This window comes from Citrobacter gillenii, assembly GCF_013337685.1.
In the GTDB taxonomy this organism is placed as follows: Bacteria; Pseudomonadota; Gammaproteobacteria; order Enterobacterales; family Enterobacteriaceae; genus Citrobacter; species Citrobacter gillenii.
Genome location: NZ_SUQN01000002.1, coordinates 409,989 through 430,274 on the forward strand (window position 1 = coordinate 409,989; position 20,286 = coordinate 430,274).

Annotated in this window: 22 protein-coding genes; 6 read left to right on the forward strand and 16 right to left on the reverse strand. The window is 51.7% G+C overall.

From position 1 onward, the window contains the following. The first annotated feature begins 369 nt into the window (after positions 1 to 369). A complete protein-coding gene (gene pagP, locus FCH32_RS05655; protein WP_117342216.1) occupies positions 370 to 933 on the forward strand; it encodes a lipid IV(A) palmitoyltransferase PagP in 564 nt (187 codons plus the stop codon). 188 nt (positions 934 to 1,121) lie between these two features. Then, a complete protein-coding gene (gene cspE / locus FCH32_RS05660; protein WP_000034826.1) occupies positions 1,122 to 1,331 on the forward strand; it encodes a transcription antiterminator/RNA stability regulator CspE in 210 nt (69 codons plus the stop codon). Between the two features lie 51 nt (positions 1,332 to 1,382). On the opposite strand, the gene crcB is transcribed toward cspE, so the two are convergent. Then, positions 1,383 to 1,766: a fluoride efflux transporter CrcB gene (gene crcB / locus FCH32_RS05665; RefSeq protein WP_096757905.1), complete on the reverse strand. Its 384-nt coding sequence runs from the start codon at positions 1,764 to 1,766 to the stop codon at positions 1,383 to 1,385. 90 nt (positions 1,767 to 1,856) lie between these two features. Here crcB and FCH32_RS05670 point away from each other — a divergent pair, with 90 nt between their 5' ends. After that, positions 1,857 to 2,645, forward strand: coding sequence for a deaminated glutathione amidase (locus FCH32_RS05670; protein ID WP_117342217.1), 789 nt, complete (start codon positions 1,857 to 1,859; stop codon positions 2,643 to 2,645). A gap of 128 nt (positions 2,646 to 2,773) precedes the next feature. After that, entirely contained in the window at positions 2,774 to 2,977 is a 204-nt protein-coding gene (tatE, locus tag FCH32_RS05675) for a twin-arginine translocase subunit TatE (RefSeq protein ID WP_045441030.1), read from the forward strand. A 97-nt stretch (positions 2,978 to 3,074) separates the two neighbouring features. Here the strand turns inward: tatE and lipA are convergent, their stop codons facing one another. The 10 genes from lipA to FCH32_RS05725 form a co-directional block, all read right to left on the reverse strand. Next, a complete protein-coding gene (lipA, locus tag FCH32_RS05680; RefSeq protein ID WP_117342218.1) occupies positions 3,075 to 4,040 on the reverse strand; it encodes a lipoyl synthase in 966 nt (321 codons plus the stop codon). A gap of 205 nt (positions 4,041 to 4,245) precedes the next feature. Further along, positions 4,246 to 4,887, reverse strand: coding sequence for a lipoyl(octanoyl) transferase LipB (gene lipB, locus FCH32_RS05685; protein ID WP_117342219.1), 642 nt, complete (start codon positions 4,885 to 4,887; stop codon positions 4,246 to 4,248). A 116-nt stretch (positions 4,888 to 5,003) separates the two neighbouring features. Beyond that, positions 5,004 to 5,267: a DUF493 family protein YbeD gene (gene ybeD / locus FCH32_RS05690; protein ID WP_003022706.1), complete on the reverse strand. Its 264-nt coding sequence runs from the start codon at positions 5,265 to 5,267 to the stop codon at positions 5,004 to 5,006. Between the two features lie 106 nt (positions 5,268 to 5,373). After that, positions 5,374 to 6,585, reverse strand: coding sequence for a D-alanyl-D-alanine carboxypeptidase DacA (gene dacA, locus FCH32_RS05695; RefSeq protein WP_096757902.1), 1,212 nt, complete (start codon positions 6,583 to 6,585; stop codon positions 5,374 to 5,376). A gap of 142 nt (positions 6,586 to 6,727) precedes the next feature. Further along, positions 6,728 to 7,819, reverse strand: coding sequence for an endolytic peptidoglycan transglycosylase RlpA (rlpA, locus tag FCH32_RS05700; protein WP_174360634.1), 1,092 nt, complete (start codon positions 7,817 to 7,819; stop codon positions 6,728 to 6,730). A 10-nt stretch (positions 7,820 to 7,829) separates the two neighbouring features. Further along, positions 7,830 to 8,942: a peptidoglycan glycosyltransferase MrdB gene (gene mrdB / locus FCH32_RS05705; protein WP_096757900.1), complete on the reverse strand. Its 1,113-nt coding sequence runs from the start codon at positions 8,940 to 8,942 to the stop codon at positions 7,830 to 7,832. Positions 8,943 to 8,944: 2 nt separating this feature from the next. Continuing rightward, positions 8,945 to 10,846 (reverse strand): peptidoglycan DD-transpeptidase MrdA, encoded by a 1,902-nt coding sequence (mrdA, locus tag FCH32_RS05710; RefSeq protein ID WP_096757899.1) that lies wholly within the window; start codon positions 10,844 to 10,846, stop codon positions 8,945 to 8,947. A 30-nt stretch (positions 10,847 to 10,876) separates the two neighbouring features. Next, positions 10,877 to 11,344 (reverse strand): 23S rRNA (pseudouridine(1915)-N(3))-methyltransferase RlmH, encoded by a 468-nt coding sequence (gene rlmH, locus FCH32_RS05715; RefSeq protein WP_003022725.1) that lies wholly within the window; start codon positions 11,342 to 11,344, stop codon positions 10,877 to 10,879. A gap of 3 nt (positions 11,345 to 11,347) precedes the next feature. Then, positions 11,348 to 11,665 (reverse strand): ribosome silencing factor, encoded by a 318-nt coding sequence (gene rsfS, locus FCH32_RS05720; protein ID WP_096757898.1) that lies wholly within the window; start codon positions 11,663 to 11,665, stop codon positions 11,348 to 11,350. Between the two features lie 254 nt (positions 11,666 to 11,919). After that, positions 11,920 to 12,531, reverse strand: a complete 612-nt coding sequence (locus FCH32_RS05725) for an adenosylcobalamin/alpha-ribazole phosphatase (RefSeq protein ID WP_117342222.1) — start codon at positions 12,529 to 12,531, stop codon at positions 11,920 to 11,922. Between the two features lie 96 nt (positions 12,532 to 12,627). Between FCH32_RS05725 and cobD the strand changes: the two genes are divergently transcribed. After that, positions 12,628 to 13,722, forward strand: a complete 1,095-nt coding sequence (gene cobD, locus FCH32_RS05730) for a threonine-phosphate decarboxylase CobD (RefSeq protein ID WP_174360635.1) — start codon at positions 12,628 to 12,630, stop codon at positions 13,720 to 13,722. On the opposite strand, the gene nadD is transcribed toward cobD, so the two are convergent. From nadD to leuS, 4 genes are read right to left on the reverse strand one after another with little or no spacing between them, the layout of a single operon-like run. Next, complete coding sequence (gene nadD, locus FCH32_RS05735; protein WP_115259978.1) at positions 13,697 to 14,338, reverse strand: nicotinate-nucleotide adenylyltransferase; 642 nt, start codon at positions 14,336 to 14,338, stop codon at positions 13,697 to 13,699. The two genes, cobD and nadD, sit on opposite strands and share 26 nt — an antisense overlap. 1 nt (position 14,339) lies before the next feature. Continuing rightward, a complete protein-coding gene (gene holA / locus FCH32_RS05740) occupies positions 14,340 to 15,371 on the reverse strand; it encodes a DNA polymerase III subunit delta (RefSeq protein WP_137362430.1) in 1,032 nt (343 codons plus the stop codon). Further along, positions 15,371 to 15,964, reverse strand: coding sequence for an LPS assembly lipoprotein LptE (gene lptE / locus FCH32_RS05745; protein WP_115259099.1), 594 nt, complete (start codon positions 15,962 to 15,964; stop codon positions 15,371 to 15,373). Before lptE ends, holA begins: the two co-directional genes overlap by 1 nt. 14 nt (positions 15,965 to 15,978) lie before the next feature. Then, positions 15,979 to 18,561: a leucine--tRNA ligase gene (leuS, locus tag FCH32_RS05750; protein WP_174360636.1), complete on the reverse strand. Its 2,583-nt coding sequence runs from the start codon at positions 18,559 to 18,561 to the stop codon at positions 15,979 to 15,981. 235 nt (positions 18,562 to 18,796) lie between these two features. Between leuS and FCH32_RS05755 the strand changes: the two genes are divergently transcribed. Next, positions 18,797 to 19,279 (forward strand): zinc ribbon-containing protein, encoded by a 483-nt coding sequence (locus tag FCH32_RS05755; RefSeq protein ID WP_115259097.1) that lies wholly within the window; start codon positions 18,797 to 18,799, stop codon positions 19,277 to 19,279. A gap of 59 nt (positions 19,280 to 19,338) precedes the next feature. Here FCH32_RS05755 and rihA read toward each other — a convergent pair whose 3' ends face one another. Beyond that, positions 19,339 to 20,274 (reverse strand): pyrimidine-specific ribonucleoside hydrolase RihA, encoded by a 936-nt coding sequence (gene rihA / locus FCH32_RS05760; protein WP_117342226.1) that lies wholly within the window; start codon positions 20,272 to 20,274, stop codon positions 19,339 to 19,341. Between the last annotated feature and the right edge of the window lie 12 nt (positions 20,275 to 20,286).

Sequence of the window (20,286 nt, forward strand, 5' to 3'; positions counted from 1 at the left end):
GCTGATTGAAATCAATAAAAATACGGATTAAACCAATGGCTGAGCCATTTTTTCAACATAGCGGATGGACCGGGAATGCTGCAATCAAAAAGTGTGAAGTCGTCTGTGGTTGTGTGGGATTTGACATTGAATTGATCTTGTTTTGTTTTCTAATTGTTAATTTATTTAACTTTTGCATGTAAAATGAACAATTTATTGATATTAATAGAGTAATGACCGTTTCAGATAAGGCTCGGGAAATATAAGGGAAATAAACTACGCGCATACGAAGGGAATATTCTGATTTTTAACCCTAAGCATTTTCGTTAAGTTAACATTAAGGATGGCTTTGCTACAATTAATGCAGAACCCCAGAATGGTAATTACGTTGTGATTGTCGCGAAGCGCTATTTCCTGTTTATTTCATTTGTTTTTATTCAGTTGGCTGTTATTCCACAGGCCACAGCTGAAGATAAAGGTTGGTTTGATACCTTCACAGATAATGTCAGTGAAACCTGGCAGCAGCCGGAGCATTATGACCTGTACGTGCCCGCCATTACCTGGCATGCGCGATTTGCCTACGATAAAGATAAAACAGATCGTTACAATGAACGCCCCTGGGGAGCGGGATTTGGTCAGTCCCGTTGGGATGATAAAGGCAACTGGCACGGGCTGTATATTATGGCCTTTAAGGATTCCTACAATAAGTGGGAACCCATCGGAGGATATGGCTGGGAAAAAACCTGGCGCCCGCTGGCCGATGATAACTTCCATACTGGTCTGGGCTTTACCGCCGGTTTCACCGCGCGTGATAACTGGAACTACATTCCTGTGCCGGTGATACTGCCACTGGCATCGATAGGTTATGGTCCGGCAACGTTTCAGATGACCTACATACCCGGTACGTATAATAACGGGAATGTCTATTTTGCCTGGATGCGTTTCCAGTTTTGATGAACGATGTGTATTGTTATACAGCTAAGTATAAACCATTAAAAAACAATTGGTTACGAACGTTACTGCAAAAATAACGCGACATTTATCACTTTTTGGCAAAGTTCGACTGGACAAAGTCCACCACAATTGTTGTACTGATACCCGACACAGCATTTGTGTCTATTTTTCATGTAAAGGTAATTTTGATGTCTAAGATTAAAGGTAACGTTAAGTGGTTTAATGAGTCCAAAGGATTCGGTTTCATTACTCCGGAAGATGGCAGCAAAGATGTGTTCGTACACTTCTCTGCAATCCAGACCAATGGTTTTAAAACTCTGGCTGAAGGTCAGCGTGTAGAGTTCGAAATCACTAACGGTGCCAAAGGCCCTTCTGCTGCAAACGTAACCGCTCTGTAAGCATACGACAGCAAGAATTCAAAACCCGCTTAATTGCGGGTTTTTTTATCTTCAGTGTGCCGAAGAAGCGGAAACCAGCCAGAACGCCAGGGCGGTCATCGCAAAAGACCCCAACAGATTGATCAGTACGTTCACCATTGCCCAGCCAAAACGTCCGTCTTGCAGTAAAAACACTACCTCTGCTGAGAATGTTGAGAAGGTGGTCAGCCCGCCGCAAAAGCCTGTCGTAATCAATACCTTCCACATAGGGTCAATGTGGGTCATGCGATTGAACCACGCCAGCCCCATACCAATGATAAACGCCCCAATTAAGTTTGCAGCCAGCGTGCCGAAGGGAATCGCTTGATGAAGGGGGTTAAATCGCATACTCAACAGCCATCTGGCTACGCTACCTGTACCACCGCCAATAAAAACCGCTAAAAGGAGTTGTGACACTGCATAATCCTGCTATTTGATTGTATATAGTGTGAGTGTAACGCTGAATAATCATTATTGGCGAGCCTAACCGTTTTTTCAGGAGGGAGTATGTTCGTTGCTGCAGGGCAATTCGCCGTGGGTCCCTCATGGGAGAAAAATGCCGAAACGTGCGTATCATTGATGTCCCAGGCCGCGGGCGAGGGCGTCTCATTGTTGGTCTTACCCGAAGCGTTGCTGGCCCGTGACGATCTTGACCCTGACCTGTCAGTGAAATCTGCTCAATGGCTGGAAGGGGGATTTCTGACGCGATTACTGCGAGAAAGCGTGCAGAATGAGATGACAACGATCCTGACGATTCATGTTCCCTCGCTGCCGGGACGGGCGTTTAACATGCTGGTGGCGCTACGAAGAGGTCAGGTTGTGGCTCATTACGCCAAATTACATCTCTATGATGCTTTTTCGATTCAGGAGTCGCGTAATGTTGATGCAGGCGATGTCGTACCGCCGCTGTTGGACGTGGAAGGTCTTAAAGTCGGTTTGATGACCTGTTACGATTTACGCTTCCCTGAGCTGGCATTAGCACATGCTTTGCAGGGGGCAGATATTCTGGTACTCCCTGCGGCCTGGGTACGCGGTGCGCTAAAAGAACATCACTGGGCTACGCTGCTGGCGGCCAGAGCGTTGGATGCGACCTGCTATCTGATTGCTGCCGGTGAGTGTGGCAATAAGAATATTGGTCAAAGCCGGATAATCGATCCGTTTGGCGTGACGATTGCCGCTGCCGCAGAAACACCCGCGCTGATTGTTACTGAGGTTTCTGCCGAGCGAGTGCGACAGGTCAGGGCGCAACTTCCGGTGTTACGCAACCGACGCTTTGCGCCACCGCAATTATTATGACGTTTTTTTAAACAAGACTTGATTCACCTTGTTACAGATTGCTATTGTGTGCCCGCGTCGAAAGGCCGTTAAAATTCTCAGGTTAATATGGCGCTTTATGCAGCCTGGTTTAAGTGAAGAAGGTATCTATGGGTGAGATTAGTATTACCAAACTGCTGGTGGTTGCCGCACTGGTCGTTCTGCTGTTTGGTACCAAGAAGTTACGTACTCTGGGTGGAGACCTGGGAACGGCAATTAAAGGCTTCAAGAAAGCGATGAACGATGAAAATGCCGATGCGAAGAAAGATGCAGATGGTAGCGTTCAGGCTGAGAAGCTTTCTCATAAAGAGTGATGTCAGGAGCATGATGCTCGTACTGCAAACTCTGCATGAAAAAAACCGGCAATTTGCCGGTTTTTTTATTGCTGAAATGTAAGTGAGTATTACGCGATTACTTCACTTCCAGCCCTTTTGCCTGCATGTCTGCATGATATGAAGAACGTACAAATGGACCGCAAGCTGCATGGGTAAAGCCCATTGCCATAGCTTCCGCTTTCATTTCATCGAACTCATCCGGGCTAACATAGCGCTGAACCGGCAAATGGTGACGGCTTGGCTGTAAATACTGCCCCAGCGTTAGCATGGTAACGCCATGACGACGCAGGTCACGCATGACCTCAATGATTTCCGCGTTGGTTTCACCCAGACCCACCATCAGACCTGATTTGGTTGGGATCTCCGGATGGGCTTCTTTGAAACGCTCCAGAAGCTTCAGTGACCAGTTGTAATCTGCACCCGGACGTACATTGCGGTAAATACGCGGTACGTTTTCAAGGTTGTGGTTAAACACGTCTGGCGGCGTTGCGGTGAGGATATCCAGCGCGCGGTCCATTCGACCACGGAAGTCAGGTACCAGCGTTTCGATTTTAATCGACGGGCTTTTCTCACGGATAGCTGTGATGCAGTCCGCAAAGTGTTGAGCACCGCCATCGCGCAGATCGTCGCGATCGACGGAGGTGATGACGACATAGCGCAGCGCCATGTCCGCAATAGTTTGAGCCAGTTTTAACGGTTCGTTGACATCCGGGGCAACCGGACGACCATGGGCAACGTCACAGAATGGGCAACGGCGGGTACAAATCGCGCCGAGGATCATAAAGGTTGCGGTGCCGTGATTGAAACATTCAGCCAGGTTAGGGCAGGACGCTTCTTCGCAGACAGAGTGCAGGCCATTTTTGCGCATTGCCGCTTTGATGCCCTGGATGCGAGTGGAGTCCGCTGGCAGTTTTATTTTCATCCATTCCGGTTTACGCAGCAGGGCTTCACGCTCTGTTGCCACATTTTTTACCGGGATAAGAGCCATCTTATCGGCATCGCGGTATTTAACACCGCGTTCCATCACAATGGGTTTACTCATAGCTTGCGTGTTCCAGTTGCGAATAACGAAGGAAAGCGTTTCAATTCAAGGGAATGTTGTATTTATCAACTATTTTTGAATTAGTGATACGCAGTATATCATTGAAACGGGCCAGAAAGCAGCCTGACAGGCTGGCAAAATGTAAAATAGTTGTTGTTTTGTGCCATTTGCCACAACATATGCTGCGGCAATGTCTGCCCCGTTTTTAGTCTGCGACGTACTCGTGTGGTGGGTTACCGAGTAGCGCTAATATGTTTGCCAGCAAACGAGGACGAACGCTTTCGGTGGTGGCATGACTGTCCCACTGTGAAACTTTCGCCATCTCCATTCCGGCGTAGCCGCAAGGGTTGATGCGCAGGAAAGGCGACAAATCCATATCCACGTTAAGCGCTAAGCCATGGAATGAACATCCTCTACGAATCCGTAACCCTAACGAACAGATTTTCTTTTCACCGACGTAAACGCCTGGCGCATCGGCTCGTGGGTGTGCATCGATACCCATTTCTGCAAGCGTGTTTACCACGGTTAGTTCCAGCAACGTGACCAGTTCGCGAACGCCCAGTTTTCGGCGTTTGAGGTTCAACAGGACATACATCACCTGTTGCCCTGGGCCGTGGTACGTTACCTGACCGCCACGATCGCTCTGAATAACGGGGATATCACCCGGCACCAGAACGTGTTCTGCTTTGCCTGCCTGCCCCTGAGTGAAGACCGGATAATGCTCTACCAGCCAGATTTCATCATGACTGTTTTCATCGCGGGTATCGGTGAATTCGTGCATGGCCTGAGAGACGGGCTCGTAAGGCTGAAGACCGAGCTGGCGGACAAGAATTTTATCCTGATACAAAACGGTATCTCCGTAGATACTCACATCGAGTAGAGAATATAAAGAGGGGAAAGTATATCACAGGGGAAGGAGAGAGAGGTTACCCGAGCAGAATGCAACGGGTAACCGACAGGCTGTTACAGCACCATACGTACGATGTCGATGTTGCCTAATTCTTCGTACAGGGTTTCAACCTGCTCAATGTGCGTAGCAGTGATGGTGATAGAGACCGAGTGGTAGTTGCCTTTGCTGCTCGGTTTTACTGTTGGAGAGTAATCACCTGGCGCATGGCGCTGTACCACTTCAACCACCTGATCAACCAACTCCGGCAACGCCTGCCCCATTACTTTGTAAGTAAATGGAGTAGGGAATTCAAGCAGTTCGTTAAGTTTGGTTTTCATGTCAGCTCCGGCGTTACATCAAAAAATAATAACTCCCACGCTGAGTGGGAGTTATCTGGATACCTAGTATATGGGGACGTAAATCACACTTTCAAGTGCTCAATTTTTAGCCAAACCAGTGATGAAACATTAATTTAATGTAATCAATGATTTTACCAAAGAAGTTGCCTTCAGGGATTTCCTGCAGGACCACCAGCGGGCGCTGTTCAATGGTTTTGCCGTCGAGCTGGAAATTGATGGTGCCGACAACCTGGTTTTTCTGCAGCGGCGCGTGCAGTTCAGTGGTGTTCAGCACATAGCTCGCTTTCAGATCTTTCATACGGCCGCGCGGAATGGTCAGGTAGACATCTTTATCAACACCTAACGAGGCACGATCGGTATTACCAAACCAGGCCGGTTCAGAGGCAAATTCTTTGCCGACCTTCAGTGGGTTCACGGTTTCAAAGAAACGGAAGCCCCAGGTCAGCAGCTTTTTGCTTTCGGTTTCACGACCTTTATAGGTACGACCGCCCATGACGGCAGAGATCAGACGCATCTGACCTTCGGTTGCGGATGCCACCAGGTTATAGCCCGCTTTATCGGTGTGACCGGTTTTAATCCCGTCAACATTCAGGCTGTTATCCCACAGCAGGCCGTTACGGTTTAACTGACGAATGCCGTTGAAAGTGAACTCTTTTTCTCGGTAGATAGAGTATTCGTTAGGCACGTCGCGAATCAGCGCCTGACCAATCAACGCCATGTCACGTGCTGAGCTGTACTGACCTTCAGCATCCAGACCGTGGACGGTCTGGAAGTGGGTGTTTTTCAGTCCCAGCGCATTAACATAGCTGTTCATCAGGCCGACGAAAGCATCCTGACTACCGGCAGCAAAGTCAGCCATTGCCACGCAAGCGTCGTTGCCGGATTGCAGGTTAATACCACGGATCAATTGTGAAACGGGAACCTGCATTCCCGGTTTCAGAAACATCAGCGATGAACCTTTAAACACCGGGTTACCGGTAGCCCACGCGTCATTGCCCACGGTGACCAAATCGGTTTCTTTGAATTTCCCGGCTTTCATGGCCTGACCGATGACATAGCTGGTCATCATTTTGGTCAGGCTGGCGGGGTCGCGGCGAGTGTCCGCATTCTGTTCGGCCAGAACCTTTCCTGAATTGTAATCAATCAGGATATAGGACTCCGCGTCGATCTGCGGAACGCCCGGGATCATGGTTTTAATATTCAGGTCATCGGCATGGGCAGCAGAGAGAGAGGCTGCGCAGAGAGCCGCGGTGAGCGCGATGCGCTGCACGAAACGAGCGGAAAAAGTGGTCTTCATGGTCTGAACTACGACGTCCGTGATGAAAGTAAAAAAAGTGCCCTACTATAGCAAATGCGTAACTTACAGGCATCCGACTTTCCACATGACTTTGTTAATGTCATTGACAGAAATTGACAGAACGGGTGCCTGCTTTACGTTACTACACGCCAGTGATGAAGGACTGTAATTGCGCTTCGGATTGCAGGCGCTGCTGCAATGTACTGGCTTCCGCTTTGCTGGTGAACGGCCCCATCTGGATACGCCATACGGCACCGTTTTGTACCACGCGGCCCGGCACGCCAAACTGCTGGCTCAGTCGTTTTTGGTACTGCTGCGCACGGGCCTGCTCGCTGACGGCACCCACCTGAACGACATAACGGCCATTGGTTGCAGCAACGGATGTAGCAGCGGCCGGAGCAGATACCGGTGCTGACACTGTTGCAGGCGCTGTTGTTACGGGCTGTGGAGCCGGTGTGGGTTCGCTGCCTTCGAGCACGCCTGCGGCGAGCGTAGTTGGCGCACCAAGGAAACCATTGCTGTTAACTGGCGCACCGGTAGCGTCATCGCTTTTCAGCGTTGAATTACTGATAGGACGAATATCGCCTTGCGGCTGGCCTGCGTCCGGTGCAGAAGGCATAGTGTTACCCCCGCTTAAATCAGGACGAGACGGCAGGGCGTAAGTCTGTTTTGCAACCGTCGTACACGCCATACCGGGGCCTGACAACGAACCGTCTTGCGCGACGATTATCGGATCAATACGCACTTTCGTATTGTTCGAGGTGTTCAGACGATCGGCCGCAGCGCGTGAAAGTGAAATCACGCGATCGTTGCCATAAGGACCACGATCGTTAATCCGTACGACGATCATCCTGCCGTTTGCCAGGTTGGTAATTCGGGCGTAGCTGGGAACCGGTAATGTCGGATGCGCAGCGGTGAGCTGCATGGGATCAAATGCCTCACCGGATGCGGTTAAATTGCTGCCGGGTTCCGCATCATAGATTGCGGCCAATCCGGCCTGGCTAAAGCGAGAGGGATCCTGAACAATTTTATAGCTTTTACCATCACGCTGGTAATCCTGATTAGCCGTTGGGTTCAGGGGTTCAAAACGCGGATCGGCTCCGCTGATTTCAACAATCGGACCATTACACACCGCTGGTTGCGGCGCGACAGCACCCTGTTGCTGACCATCATCATTCGAACACGCCGCGAGCATTCCTGCTGCGATGCAGATTCCAAGCCACTGCTTACGCATTGCGTACCCCTTACACGCTTTTCGACAACATTTTTCTATGGGTGTGGATCGACATCACAATCCCGAACCCGGCCATCAGCACAATCAGTGCAGAGCCTCCGTAACTGACCAGCGGGAGTGGAACCCCTACTACGGGCAGAATACCGCTCACCATACCAATATTTACGAAGACATAAACGAATAATATCAACATTAAACCACCGGCCATGACGCGACCAAAAGTGGTTTGCGCTCGGGCGGCAATCCATAGCCCACGCATAATCAGCAAAATGTACAGCGCCAGCAGAATTAAGATCCCTACTAGCCCAAGCTCTTCGGCTAACACCGCAAAGATAAAGTCGGTGTGGCGTTCGGGTAAAAATTCAAGCTGTGACTGCGTACCGTGCAGCCAGCCTTTGCCGCTCAAACCGCCGGAACCAATAGCAATTTTAGACTGAATAATGTGATATCCCGCGCCTAGTGGGTCGGTTTCAGGGTCGAGAAGCATCATCACGCGCTGACGCTGGTAATCATGCATCAAGAAGAACCACAGTATCGGGATAAATGCGGCGACCAGAACCACAGCCACGCCGATTAAGCGCCAGCTTAAGCCCGACAGGAACAGTACAAACAGGCCGGAAAGGGCAACAAGGATAGAGGTCCCGAGGTCAGGTTGCGCGGCGACTAGTAGTGTCGGCATGAAAATCAACACCAGCGCAATAGCGGTATTCTTCAGCGACGGCGGACAAACATCACGGTTGATAAAGCGTGCTACCATCAGCGGGACTGCAATTTTAGCAATTTCAGATGGCTGAAAACGCACAATGCCGAGGTCCAGCCAGCGCTGTGCGCCTTTAGAAATGGCCCCAAAGGCATCTACCGCTACCAGCAGAATAATACAGACAATATAGAGATAGGGGGCCCAGCCTTCGTAGACCCTGGGAGGGATCTGCGCCATCACCACCATGATGACCAGACCCATGGCTATTTGGCCGACCTTACGCTCCATCATGCCAATATCCTGGCCGCTGGCGCTCCAGATAACCAGCGAGCTGTAAACCAGCAGTGCCAGCAAAATAAGCAACATCGTGGGATCGATGTGAATTTTATCCCAGAACGTTTTTTTGTTCGGATTATCCGTCACGATTATTGGTCCTCAGCTGCGGTAGCCACCGGGTTTTCCGCAGGCAGATTGGTGTTGTTGTCGCCCAACATAATATGGTCAAGGATCTGGCGCATGATGGTACCTACAGGCGCACCGGCCCCGCCGTTTTCGAGGATAATCGCGACAGAGACCTCGGGTTTATCGTAGGGCGCAAATGCGATCATCAGCTTATGATCGCGTAAACGTTCGGCAATTTTATGCGCATTATAGGTTTCATTGGCTTTCAGACCGAAGACCTGAGCGGTACCGGATTTTGCCGCAATTTTATACGGTGCACCGGCAAAATATTTATGCGCGGTACCGTTAGGACGGTTTGCAACACCGTACATACCGTCTTTGGCAATTTCCCAGTAACCGGAATGAATGTCACCCACCGGCGGCTCATGCGGCTGAACCCATGGCACCTGCTTGCCGTTTTCCGTGGTGCTCATCAGCAGATGCGGGACTTTTACCACGCCGTCGTTGATAAGAATCATCAGCGATTTGCTCATCTGAATAGGGGTTGCTGTCCAGTACCCCTGACCGATACCCACCGGAATAGTATCACCCTGGTACCATGGCTTTTTAAACCGTTTTTGCTTCCATTCACGCGTTGGCATATTACCGGCTCGCTCTTCGGCCAGATCGATCCCCGTATAATGGCCATAGCCGAATTTACTCATCCACTCTGAAAGACGGTCTATCCCCATATCATAGGCGATTTGGTAGAAAAACGTATCCGCAGATTCCTCCAGTGAGCGGGTTATGTTCAGATGACCATGCCCCCACTTTTTCCAGTCGCGATAACGTTTTTCAGAACCGGGCAACTGCCACCAGCCTGGATCGAACAGCCCGGTATTACGGGTAATCACGCCCGCGCTTAGTGCGGATACCGCCACGTAAGGCTTAACGGTTGAGGCAGGGGGGTAAACACCTTGCGTCGCGCGGTTAACCAGTGGGGTATTGGGGTCATTGAGCAACCCTGCATAATCTTTGCTGGAGATACCGTCCACAAACAGGTTGGGATCGTAGCTGGGCATAGAAACCAGCGCCAGCACGCCGCCGGTACGCGGGTCAGTGACCACCACGGCGGCACGACTGCCGGCCAGCAGGGTTTCAATATATTGCTGGAGCTTTAAATCCAGCGTTAAATAGATATCGTGTCCGGCCTGAGGCGCCACTTCTTTCAATTGGCGAATCACGCGACCACGGTTGTTGACTTCAACTTCTTCGTAACCGGTCTGACCATGCAGAACGTCTTCGTAATAACGTTCAATACCCAGCTTACCGATATCGTGGGTAGCGGCGTAGTTGGCGAGCTTGCCGTCTTTGTCCAGGCGTTCAACGTCTTTATCGTTAATTTTTGAGACGTAACCAATGACGTGAGTTAGCGCAGAGCCATAGGGATAGTAACGGCGCTTATAGCCTTTGACTTCCACACCGGGAAAACGATATTGATTGACGGCAAAGCGTGCTACCTGCACTTCCGTCAGATTGGTTTTCACCGGAATGGACGTAAAGCGGTGGGAACGTGCTCGTTCTTTTTTAAAGGCGGCAATATCGTCGTCATTGAGATCAACCACTTCCCGCAGCGCATCCAGCGTTTGCTGAACGTTATCGACCTTCTCAGGCATCATTTCTATCTGGTAAATGGTGCGGTTGAGGGCCAGGGGAATGCCGTTACGGTCATAAATGATGCCGCGACTGGGGGCGATCGGCACCAGTTTGATGCGGTTTTCGTTTGAACGGGTCTGATAATCGGTGAAACGAACGATTTGCAGGTTATACAGGTTGGCGATCAGCACGCCAGTGAGCAGCAAAATCCCCAAAAAAGCAACCAGCGCCCGACGCACAAACAGCGCGGACTCAGCCGTATAGTCGCGAAAAGAATTCTGTAGTTTCATCCGCTGCTTAATCTACTCAAGACTCAATGATCACTCACGGTGATAAGGGTGGTTGGTGGTAATGCTCCACGCTCTGTACAGACTCTCTGCCACCAGAACCCGAACAAGAGGATGGGGAAGGGTTAATGCAGAGAGTGACCAGCTTTGCTCCGCGGCAGCCTTACAGGCTGGAGACAATCCTTCCGGTCCGCCAATCAGCAGACTGACGTCACGACCATCCAGTTTCCAGCGTTCCAGCTCGGTTGCCAGTTGCGGCGTGTCCCAGGGTTTTCCTGGGATATCAAGGGTGACGATGCGATTTTTGCCAGCGGCAGCCAGCATCTGTTCACCCTCTTTATCGAGTATGCGTTTAATATCCGCGTTCTTGCCGCGTTTTCCTGCTGGGATCTCGATAAGCTCAAAAGGCATGTCTTTTGGAAACCGACGGAGATACTCCGTAAAACCGGTTTGCACCCAGTCAGGCATTTTCGTACCCACAGCGACAAGTTGCAGCTTCACGCATTAACTCCAGAGTTTTTCCAGTTCATACAGGCGACGGCTTTCTTCCTGTAAAACGTGGACAATCACCTCGCCGAGATCGACGACGATCCAGTCGGCCACGTTCTCACCTTCAACGCCAAGCGGCAGCAGGCCAGCGGCGCGAGATTCCTGAACAACGTGGTCAGCGATAGACATGACATGGCGGCTGGATGTGCCGGTGCAGATAATCATGCAGTCAGTGATGCTGGATTTGCCCTGAACGTCTAAGGCGATGATGTCTTGACCTTTAAGGTCATCAATTTTGTCGATTACAAAATCCTGAAGTGCTTTACCCTGCAAGTGTTCCCCCTGGGTGAAAAGAGTTAAAAAGGCTTGTTAGTATACCTGAACCAGAGGCGATATCGGGACAAATGTCTCCGAAAGCGCTTTTGAGGTGCGCTATCATCCCACCCCACGCAACAGAATGCATCGCCATTTTTGTAAAACAATTTCTGCAAAGCTCTGAAAGGCGGGAAAAGTCAGGCTGCGGAGAATAGCAGCCTGTCATGGGGTGTCAATGGGCACGAGCCCCTTCGACAGAAAAAACCGCGTATTCACTCCCCCTCGCGCCATATGGCCCGGCTGTTTAACACTTTCAGCACCGCAAAATCGTCGCAAAAATCAATTGCGCTCCAGCACCCCTGTTCAACGCGGAAATGCCACATTGATGCCGCGGGCATTGACATGAGCCGGGCGATCAGCACGCTGAGTACGCCCTGATGGCTGACCACCAGAAGGTTCTGCGAATTTTTATAATCAGCAAGTTGGGCAATGAAGCGCTCAACTCGCTGTGAAAATGCCTGAAAACCTTCGCCGTTGGTGGGGGTCGCATTCTGCCAGTCGTTACACCACAGCGCATAGTTTTCTGCGTCCTCACGCGCCAGATCGCGATGGTGGCGCATTTCCCAGTCGCCAAAGAACATTTCATTAAGCTCGGGCATGATCCGCAGTGGAACGTCGCGCCCTGCTAAGAGCAACTGCGTGGTATGGCGCGCGCGTTCAAGCTCGCTGCAGAGGACGTGGTCGAAAGGAACGTTGTGTAACAGTGCGGCCAGTGTTTCAGCTTGGGTTATTCCCCGCTGAGTGAGCGATGTAGGGGCATGACCGCTGTATAACCCGGCAACGTTGGCGTCGGTCTCTCCATGACGTACTAACCAGAGTCTCATTTTTCCCTCGTGAGGCTATTCGCATAAAACATGATGTTTGCCCTGATTACGCAGAGATTTTTCAATAAAATACCCTTTTTAAACTGGAGCGGCACGATGTCTTTATTGAAGAGCGCGCATGGCGGTAACACCCGGGAAGCCGCCGCATTGTTGGGTATCCCGCCTGAGCAATTGCTGGATTTTAGCGCGAATATTAACCCGCTGGGTATGCCGGCAAGCTTAAAACGCGCACTAATCGACAATTTGGACCGTGCTGAGCGCTATCCGGACGTGGATTACGCCCACTTGCATGCCACGCTGGCGGAGCAACATCATGTTTCTGCGTCGTGGATCCTCGCCGGTAACGGGGAGACGGAGTCGATCTTTACGTTGGTTGATGGTCTTAAGCCGCGTCATGCGATGATCGTCATTCCCGGATTTGCGGAATATCGCCGGGCACTGCAATGGGGCGAATGCGCAATACACGAGTTTGCGCTGCGCGAAGAGGACGGTTGGCAGCTGACCGGAGAGATTCTCGATGCTCTTACCCCGGAGCTGGATTGCCTGTTCCTGTGTACACCTAACAATCCCACCGGGCTGTTGCCCGAACATCACCTGTTGCAGGAGATAGCTCGGCGTTGTAAACAGCTCGGGATCGCATTGATCCTCGATGAAGCGTTTATCGATTTTATCGCCGGGGAACAGGGGTTTATTCCGCTGTTGCAAGAGAATCCGCACATCTGGGTTTTGCGTTCACTCACCAAATTTTATGCGATACCCGGCCTGCGCCTGGGATATCTGGTTAACAGCAACGAGCAGGCGGTAGCACACCTGCGCAGCCGGCAAATGCCCTGGTCAATCAATGCCTTTGCCGCACTGGCGGGCGAAATGATTCTCCACGATAGCGTCTATCAGCAGGCGACATGGGAATGGCTGGCGCATGAGGGGAACCGATTCGATCAACAACTGCAAAATCTGCCTGGCCTGACGGTGTATCCCGGACGGGCAAATTATCGCCTGTTACGCTGCGAAAGACCGGGTTTAGATTTGCAAAAATCATTGCTGGAACAGCATGTGTTGATCCGCAGTTGCGCTAACTATCCGGGGCTGGATGCGCGTTACTACCGGGTGGCTGTCCGTGGCGCTGAAGAGAACAACCGCCTGCTGGTGGCATTACGCTACGCGCTTAGCGGTACAACCCTTGCTGATTGATATAGTCCAGCACGGAGTCTGGCATTAAATCGTCACACGGCTCACCGTGTTCCAGTCGTTCGCGGATAAGGGTAGCGGAGATATTGAACCAGGGGGTTTCTGCCAGGTAAATTTTCCCGGCAGGAAGCTGGTGCAGGTCATCTGGCGAATGAGTCAGATGACGTTCGAGCCACTGCTGGTGCTGCGCCTGCGCCATCTCCAGCGGATACCCCGGTCGTCGGCAGACGATGAGATGGGTATTGTCCAGAATGGTGTCGGAATCATGCCAGGAAGGAAAGGTGAGTAGTGAGTCCTGACCAATAATAAACGCCAGCGGCGCGAGTGGCCCTTGTTCCTCGCGCCACTCCTTGAGAGTTTGGGCGGTGTAAGAGGCCGTATCTCGTTTTAGCTCACGTTCATCCAGGATAAACAAAGGCTTGTCAGCAATTGCCAGCTCAAGCATCTGTTTACGCTGTGCGCTGGAGGCTTCGGGTTGCGCACGATGCGGCGGCACATTATTAGGCATGATAATCACCCGTGATAGGCCAATCAGATTAGCCAGAATTTCCACGGGTTTAAGATGACCATAATGCACCGGATCAAAGGTGCCACCGAACAAAGCCTGTAATGATTTCATATCAACCATCAATAAAAACATCTGCCAGTGATTTATGGCAGAGCAGAAGAGAAAGTCCCTCAAGCTCGGCCCATACTGACTGACCATAATCTTGTTTAAGCGTAATTTCCGTGCGCGTTAACAACTGTACCGCCTGGCGTAATTGCTCAGATGACAGCCGGTTTAGCGCATCACCCATCATGCCGCGGCGGTTTTGCCATACCCGATGCTTATCAAACAAGGCGCGTAATGGTGTGTGGGCTGATTGCCTTTTCAGGTTGACCAGTAACAGTAATTCACGCTGTATCGTGCGCAGCAGAATAACCGGCTCACTGCCTTCAAGGCGCAGTTGCTGCAGGATATGTAGCGCGCGTTTACTTTTGCCCATCAACAGCGCATCGACCCAATGGAAGGGGGTAAAGTGCGCCGCATCGTTAACCGCTTGCTCCACACGAGGCAACGTGAGTTTTCCATCAGGCCACAGCAATGATAACCGCTCCAGCGCCTGCGCCAGGGCTAATAGGTTACCTTCATAGCAATAACATAATAGCTGATTGGCGGCTTCGTCCAGTTGCAGGTTGCTTTGTTTCGCTCTGGCGGCAACCCAGCGAGGGAGCTGCGCCTGCTCTGGCGTCTGGCAGCTCACCTGAACAGCATGGCTCGCCAGACTGGTATACCACGTGGCATTTTCCTGTGCTTTAGTCAGCTTGTTGCCGCGAACAATCAGCAGCAGATCGTCATGCAGCAGGGTAACCAGCGTGGCGAGTTGTTCGTTAATGGCGGCATTAGGGCCGTTTTCAGGCAGTTGTAGAAGTAATGTCTGCCGGCTGGCAAATAGGCTCATGGCCTGGCAGAGGGAAAAAATAGCCCCCCAGTCAGTGCTGGTATCAAGGGTGAACGTGTGGTGTTCTTCGAATCCTTGCACAGTGGCGGCCAGACGGACGGCATCCTGGCTTTCCTGCAACAAGAGGGGATCGTTGCCCAGTAATAAGTACGCCGCGCGCAGCCCTTCTTTGAGCTGTGCGCGGAGTTGTTCAGGGTACAACTTGAGCATCAGTTACCCAGCGTGGTGGAAACACGTGCCGGAGAAGACGTTGGCGCGGCTGTTTCATTCTCAGCAGGCTGTACGTCATCACTGGATGACTGAGTATCAGCAATATGTATACTTGGCAGCTTACGAATCAACTGTTCGGCCGCTTTGTCATACATTTCTTTAACGATCATATCCTGCTCGTTATCCTTCGCCAGTGCAGCCTGCGGGTTGTCAAAGAACGAACGATAGACCTTGGCACTGATCGGATAAATGTCATGGCCTGGAATCAGAACGGAGGCACTGACCGACATCACCATCTGATATTCAGCCGTTTGACCGTTCTGGAATACAGATGCCGTATCCTGAGAAATGCTGACCGCACCCAGACGTAGGGACGGTACGTCTTTACGCATAGAACCTGTTTCGAGCAGTTCGATGTTGTTCAGACGTAACTGGTTGCGTACCGCGCGGCTTAACGGGCCGTTCGGATCGCCAGAGTCCAGGATCATAGTTTTCATTGTGGGCGGTACCTGCGTAGTACTACGCAGATGCCAACCACACCCAGCGGTGACCAGCACCACCAGGGATAACAACAGAGTTGTCAGATGTCGCACGCTTCCTCCCGCGCTTAGCCAACGACCAGATTGAGGAGTTTACCCGGTACATAAATCACTTTACGTACGGTAACGCCATCAAGATATTTTGCTACCAGATGCTCCTGGCCAGCACGCTCACGAACTTGCTCTTCGGTGGCGTTGACTGGAACGGTGATTTTGCCACGTACTTTACCGTTCACCTGCACCACAACCAGCGTTGAGTCTTCGACCATTGCGCTGTCGTCAGCAACCGGCCACGGTGCGTTGTCGATATCGCCTTCGCCCTTCAGCGCATGCCACAAGGTGAAGCATACGTGCGGGGTGAACGGGTTGAGCATACGCACAACGGCCAGCAACGCTTCCTGCATCAGGGCTCTGTCCTGCTCGTCTTCCTGCGGTGCTTTCGCCAGCTTGTTCATCAGTTCCATAACCGCCGCAATCGCGGTGTTAAAGGTCTGACGACGGCCGATATCATCGGTCACTTTCGCAATAGTTTTGTGAACATCGCGACGTAGCGCTTTCTGATCGTCGCTCAATGCGTCAACGTTCAGGGCCGCAACATCACCTTTGCTGGTGTGTTCGTAAACCAGTTTCCAGACACGTTTCAGGAAGCGGTTAGCTCCTTCAACACCGGATTCCTGCCATTCAAGCGTCATATCAGCCGGAGAGGCGAACATCATGAACAGACGCACGGTGTCTGCGCCATAACGCTCAACCATCACCTGCGGGTCGATACCGTTGTTTTTTGACTTGGACATCTTGCTCATGCCGGTATAGACCAGTTCATGACCTTCGGCGTCTTGCGCCTTCACGATACGGCCTTTTTCATCGCGCTCAACGATAGCATCAACCGGAGAAACCCAGTTACGCTCGCCGTTGGCACCGACGTAGTAGAAGGCATCCGCCAGCACCATGCCCTGACACAGCAGCTGTTTAGCCGGTTCGTCAGAGTTTACCATGCCCGCGTCACGCATCAGCTTGTGGAAGAAACGGAAATAGAGCAGGTGCATGATGGCGTGTTCGATACCGCCAATGTAGATATCAACCGGCAGCCAGTAGTTGGCAGCCTTAGAGTCCAGCATGCCTTCCTGATACTGCGGGCAGGTGTAGCGCGCATAGTACCAGGATGATTCCATAAAGGTATCAAAGGTGTCGGTTTCACGCAGAGCCGGCATACCGTTAACGGTGGTTTTTGCCCACTCGGGGTCGGCTTTAATCGGGCTGGTGATACCGTCCATCACCACATCTTCCGGCAGAATAACCGGCAGCTGATCTTCTGGGGTTGGCAACACGGTGCCATCTTCCAGCGTGACCATTGGGATTGGAGCGCCCCAGTAACGCTGACGGGAAACGCCCCAGTCACGCAGACGGTAGTTAACTTTACGCTCACCCACACCTTTTTCGACAAGCTTGTCGGCAATGGCGTTGAAAGCCGCTTCGAAATCGAGACCGTTAAACTCACCAGAGTTAAACAGCACGCCTTTCTCGGTCAGTGCCTTCTCAGACAGATCCGGCTCTGAACCGTCCGCCGCCAGGATAACTGGCTTGATGCTCAGACCATATTTGGTTGCGAACTCGTAGTCGCGCTGATCGTGACCCGGCACGGCCATCACGGCACCTGTACCGTATTCCATCAGCACGAAGTTTGCAGCCCAAACCGGGATCTCTTCACCGGTCAGCGGATGAATCGCTTTAAAGCCAGTGTCGACGCCTTTCTTCTCCATGGTCGCCATTTCAGCCTCGGCAACCTTGGTGTTGCGGCATTCGTCAACAAACGCCGCCAGTTCCGGGTTATTCGCCGCGGCTTTCTGCGCCAACGGGTGACCTGCGGCAACGGCCAGATAAGTGGCACCCATAAAGGTGTCCGGGCGGGTGGTGTAAACGGTCAGCGTGTTGTCATAACCGTTGACATCAAAGGTGATCTCCACGCCTTCAGAGCGGCCAATCCAGTTGCGCTGCATCGTTTTTACGGTGTCAGGCCAGTGATCCAGACGGTCCAGGTCGCGCAGCAGTTCGTCAGCGTATGCGGTGATTTTGATGAACCACTGCGGGATCTCTTTCCGCTCAACTTTGGTATCACAACGCCAGCAGCAGCCGTCAATAACCTGTTCGTTCGCCAGTACTGTCTGGTCATTAGGGCACCAGTTAACCGCAGAGGTTTTCTTGTACACCAGACCTTTTTTGTACAGTTCAGTGAAGAACTTTTGCTCCCAACGGTAATATTCCGGGGTGCAGGTCGCGAACTCACGGCTCCAGTCATAGCCGAAGCCCAGCATTTTGAGCTGGTTCTTCATGTAAGCGATGTTGTCGTACGTCCACGGAGCAGGCGCGGTATTGTTTTTCACCGCCGCGCCTTCAGCTGGCAGGCCGAATGCATCCCAGCCAATCGGCTGCAGAACGTTTTTGCCCAGCATACGCTGATAGCGGGCGATCACATCACCGATAGTGTAGTTACGTACGTGGCCCATGTGTAGTCGACCAGAAGGATAGGGAAGCATAGACAGGCAGTAATACTTCTCTTTGCTCTCGTCTTCGGTAACTTCAAATGTGCGCTTCTCATCCCAGTGAAGCTGTACTTTGGATTCTATCTCTTCCGGGCGGTATTGCTCTTGCATGGCAGCCAGTGGTCCTGTTTTCAATACAGCTACAAACGTAGCTTTAGATGTGGTGTTTCAGATCCGCATAGCATAGCCCAAACGTCCGCGTCAAAACAGCCTTTCGCGCATTCAGCATTGAATTCCCGCAAGGATAAATATTGCACGAATTTACATACTCTGTGGACAGTCTTGCAAAGCGTAGTGTAAATAACGTCTATTATTATAGACAGTTAACGACCCAGGAGGCGAAGCGATGAACAAGGTTGCTCAATATTACCGTGAACTGGTGACGTCACTTAGCGAACGTCTGCGCAATGGTGAACGCGATATCGATGCGTTGGTGGACCAGGCACGTCAGCGAGTTATGCAGACCGGGGAGTTAACGCGAACCGAGGTAGAAGAACTCACCAGGGCCGTCAGACGCGACCTTGAAGAGTTCGCGATCAGTTATGAAGAGAGTCTTGATGAGGAGACTGACAGCGTTTTTATGCGGGTCATCAAAGAGAGTATCTGGCAAGAACTGGCAGATATTACCGATAAAACCCAGCTTGAATGGCGCGAAGTATTCCAGGACCTGAGTCATCACGGGGTTTATCACAGTGGTGAGGTGGTCGGGTTGGGGAATCTGGTCTGTGAGAAATGCCACTTCCATTTAGCCGTTTACACGCCAGACGTGCTGCCGCTATGCCCGAAATGTGGTCACGATCAGTTCCAGCGCAGACCATTTGAGCCGTGATTTTTGTGCCGGATGCGACGCGACGCGTCTTATCCGGCCTACGCACTTAATGATAAATGTCAGGCGTAAAACCTGAGCCGTTCGGCCAGCAGATCGACAAAACCTTGCCGGTCAACGTCAACCATAACCGTGGCGTTGGGTTTATTTCCGCTCAGGAAATAGTAATCCACTACGGTCATGCCCTGCGTGTATTTTCCCTGCGTCTCTACGCCGACCCAGCGTTCAACGGTGGTAAACAGTTCGGGCTTCAGTAACCAGGCAATGGTGCATGGATCATGTAGCGGTGCGCCTTTGAATCCCCATTTCTCGTCTTTGTGATATTCGAAGAAGAAATCCAGTAACTCAGCGACAATGCTCGCCACAGGATTGCCAATCGCGCGCAATCGCTCGGTGTCTTCACGATGAATTTGTGCTTTATGTGTGACGTCCAGCCCGGCCATCACTACCGGAATACCTGATTGAAACACCATCTCTGCCGCTTCGGGATCAACATAAATATTGAACTCAGCAGCCGGTGTCCAATTTCCGAGTCCCATCGCGCCGCCCATAATCACAATACGGGCGATTTTCTTATGCAACTCGGGGTGGCTATTCAGCAGCAGTGCTACGTTAGTTTGGGGGCCAGTTGATACAATCGTGACCGGTTCCGGACTTTCGCGCAGGGTTTTCGCCATTAACTCCACGGCTGTACAACTTTGCGGGGCAAATGCCGGCTCCGGCAGTACGGGGCCGTCCAGGCCACTTTCTCCGTGAACGTTATCGGCAATTATCAACTCGCGCATCAGGGGCTTCAACGCGCCTCCGGCAACGGGAATATCCGATCGGTTGAGCAGCGTTAACATACGCAACACATTACGCAGGGTTTTATCAGGCGTCTGGTTGCCCGCTGAGGATGTTATGGCTTTAACATCAAGTTCCGGTGAGGCGAGGGCGAGAACCATTGCGATAGCGTCGTCATGACCTGGATCGCAATCAAAAAGGATCGGAAGTGCCATTGTGACTCCTTG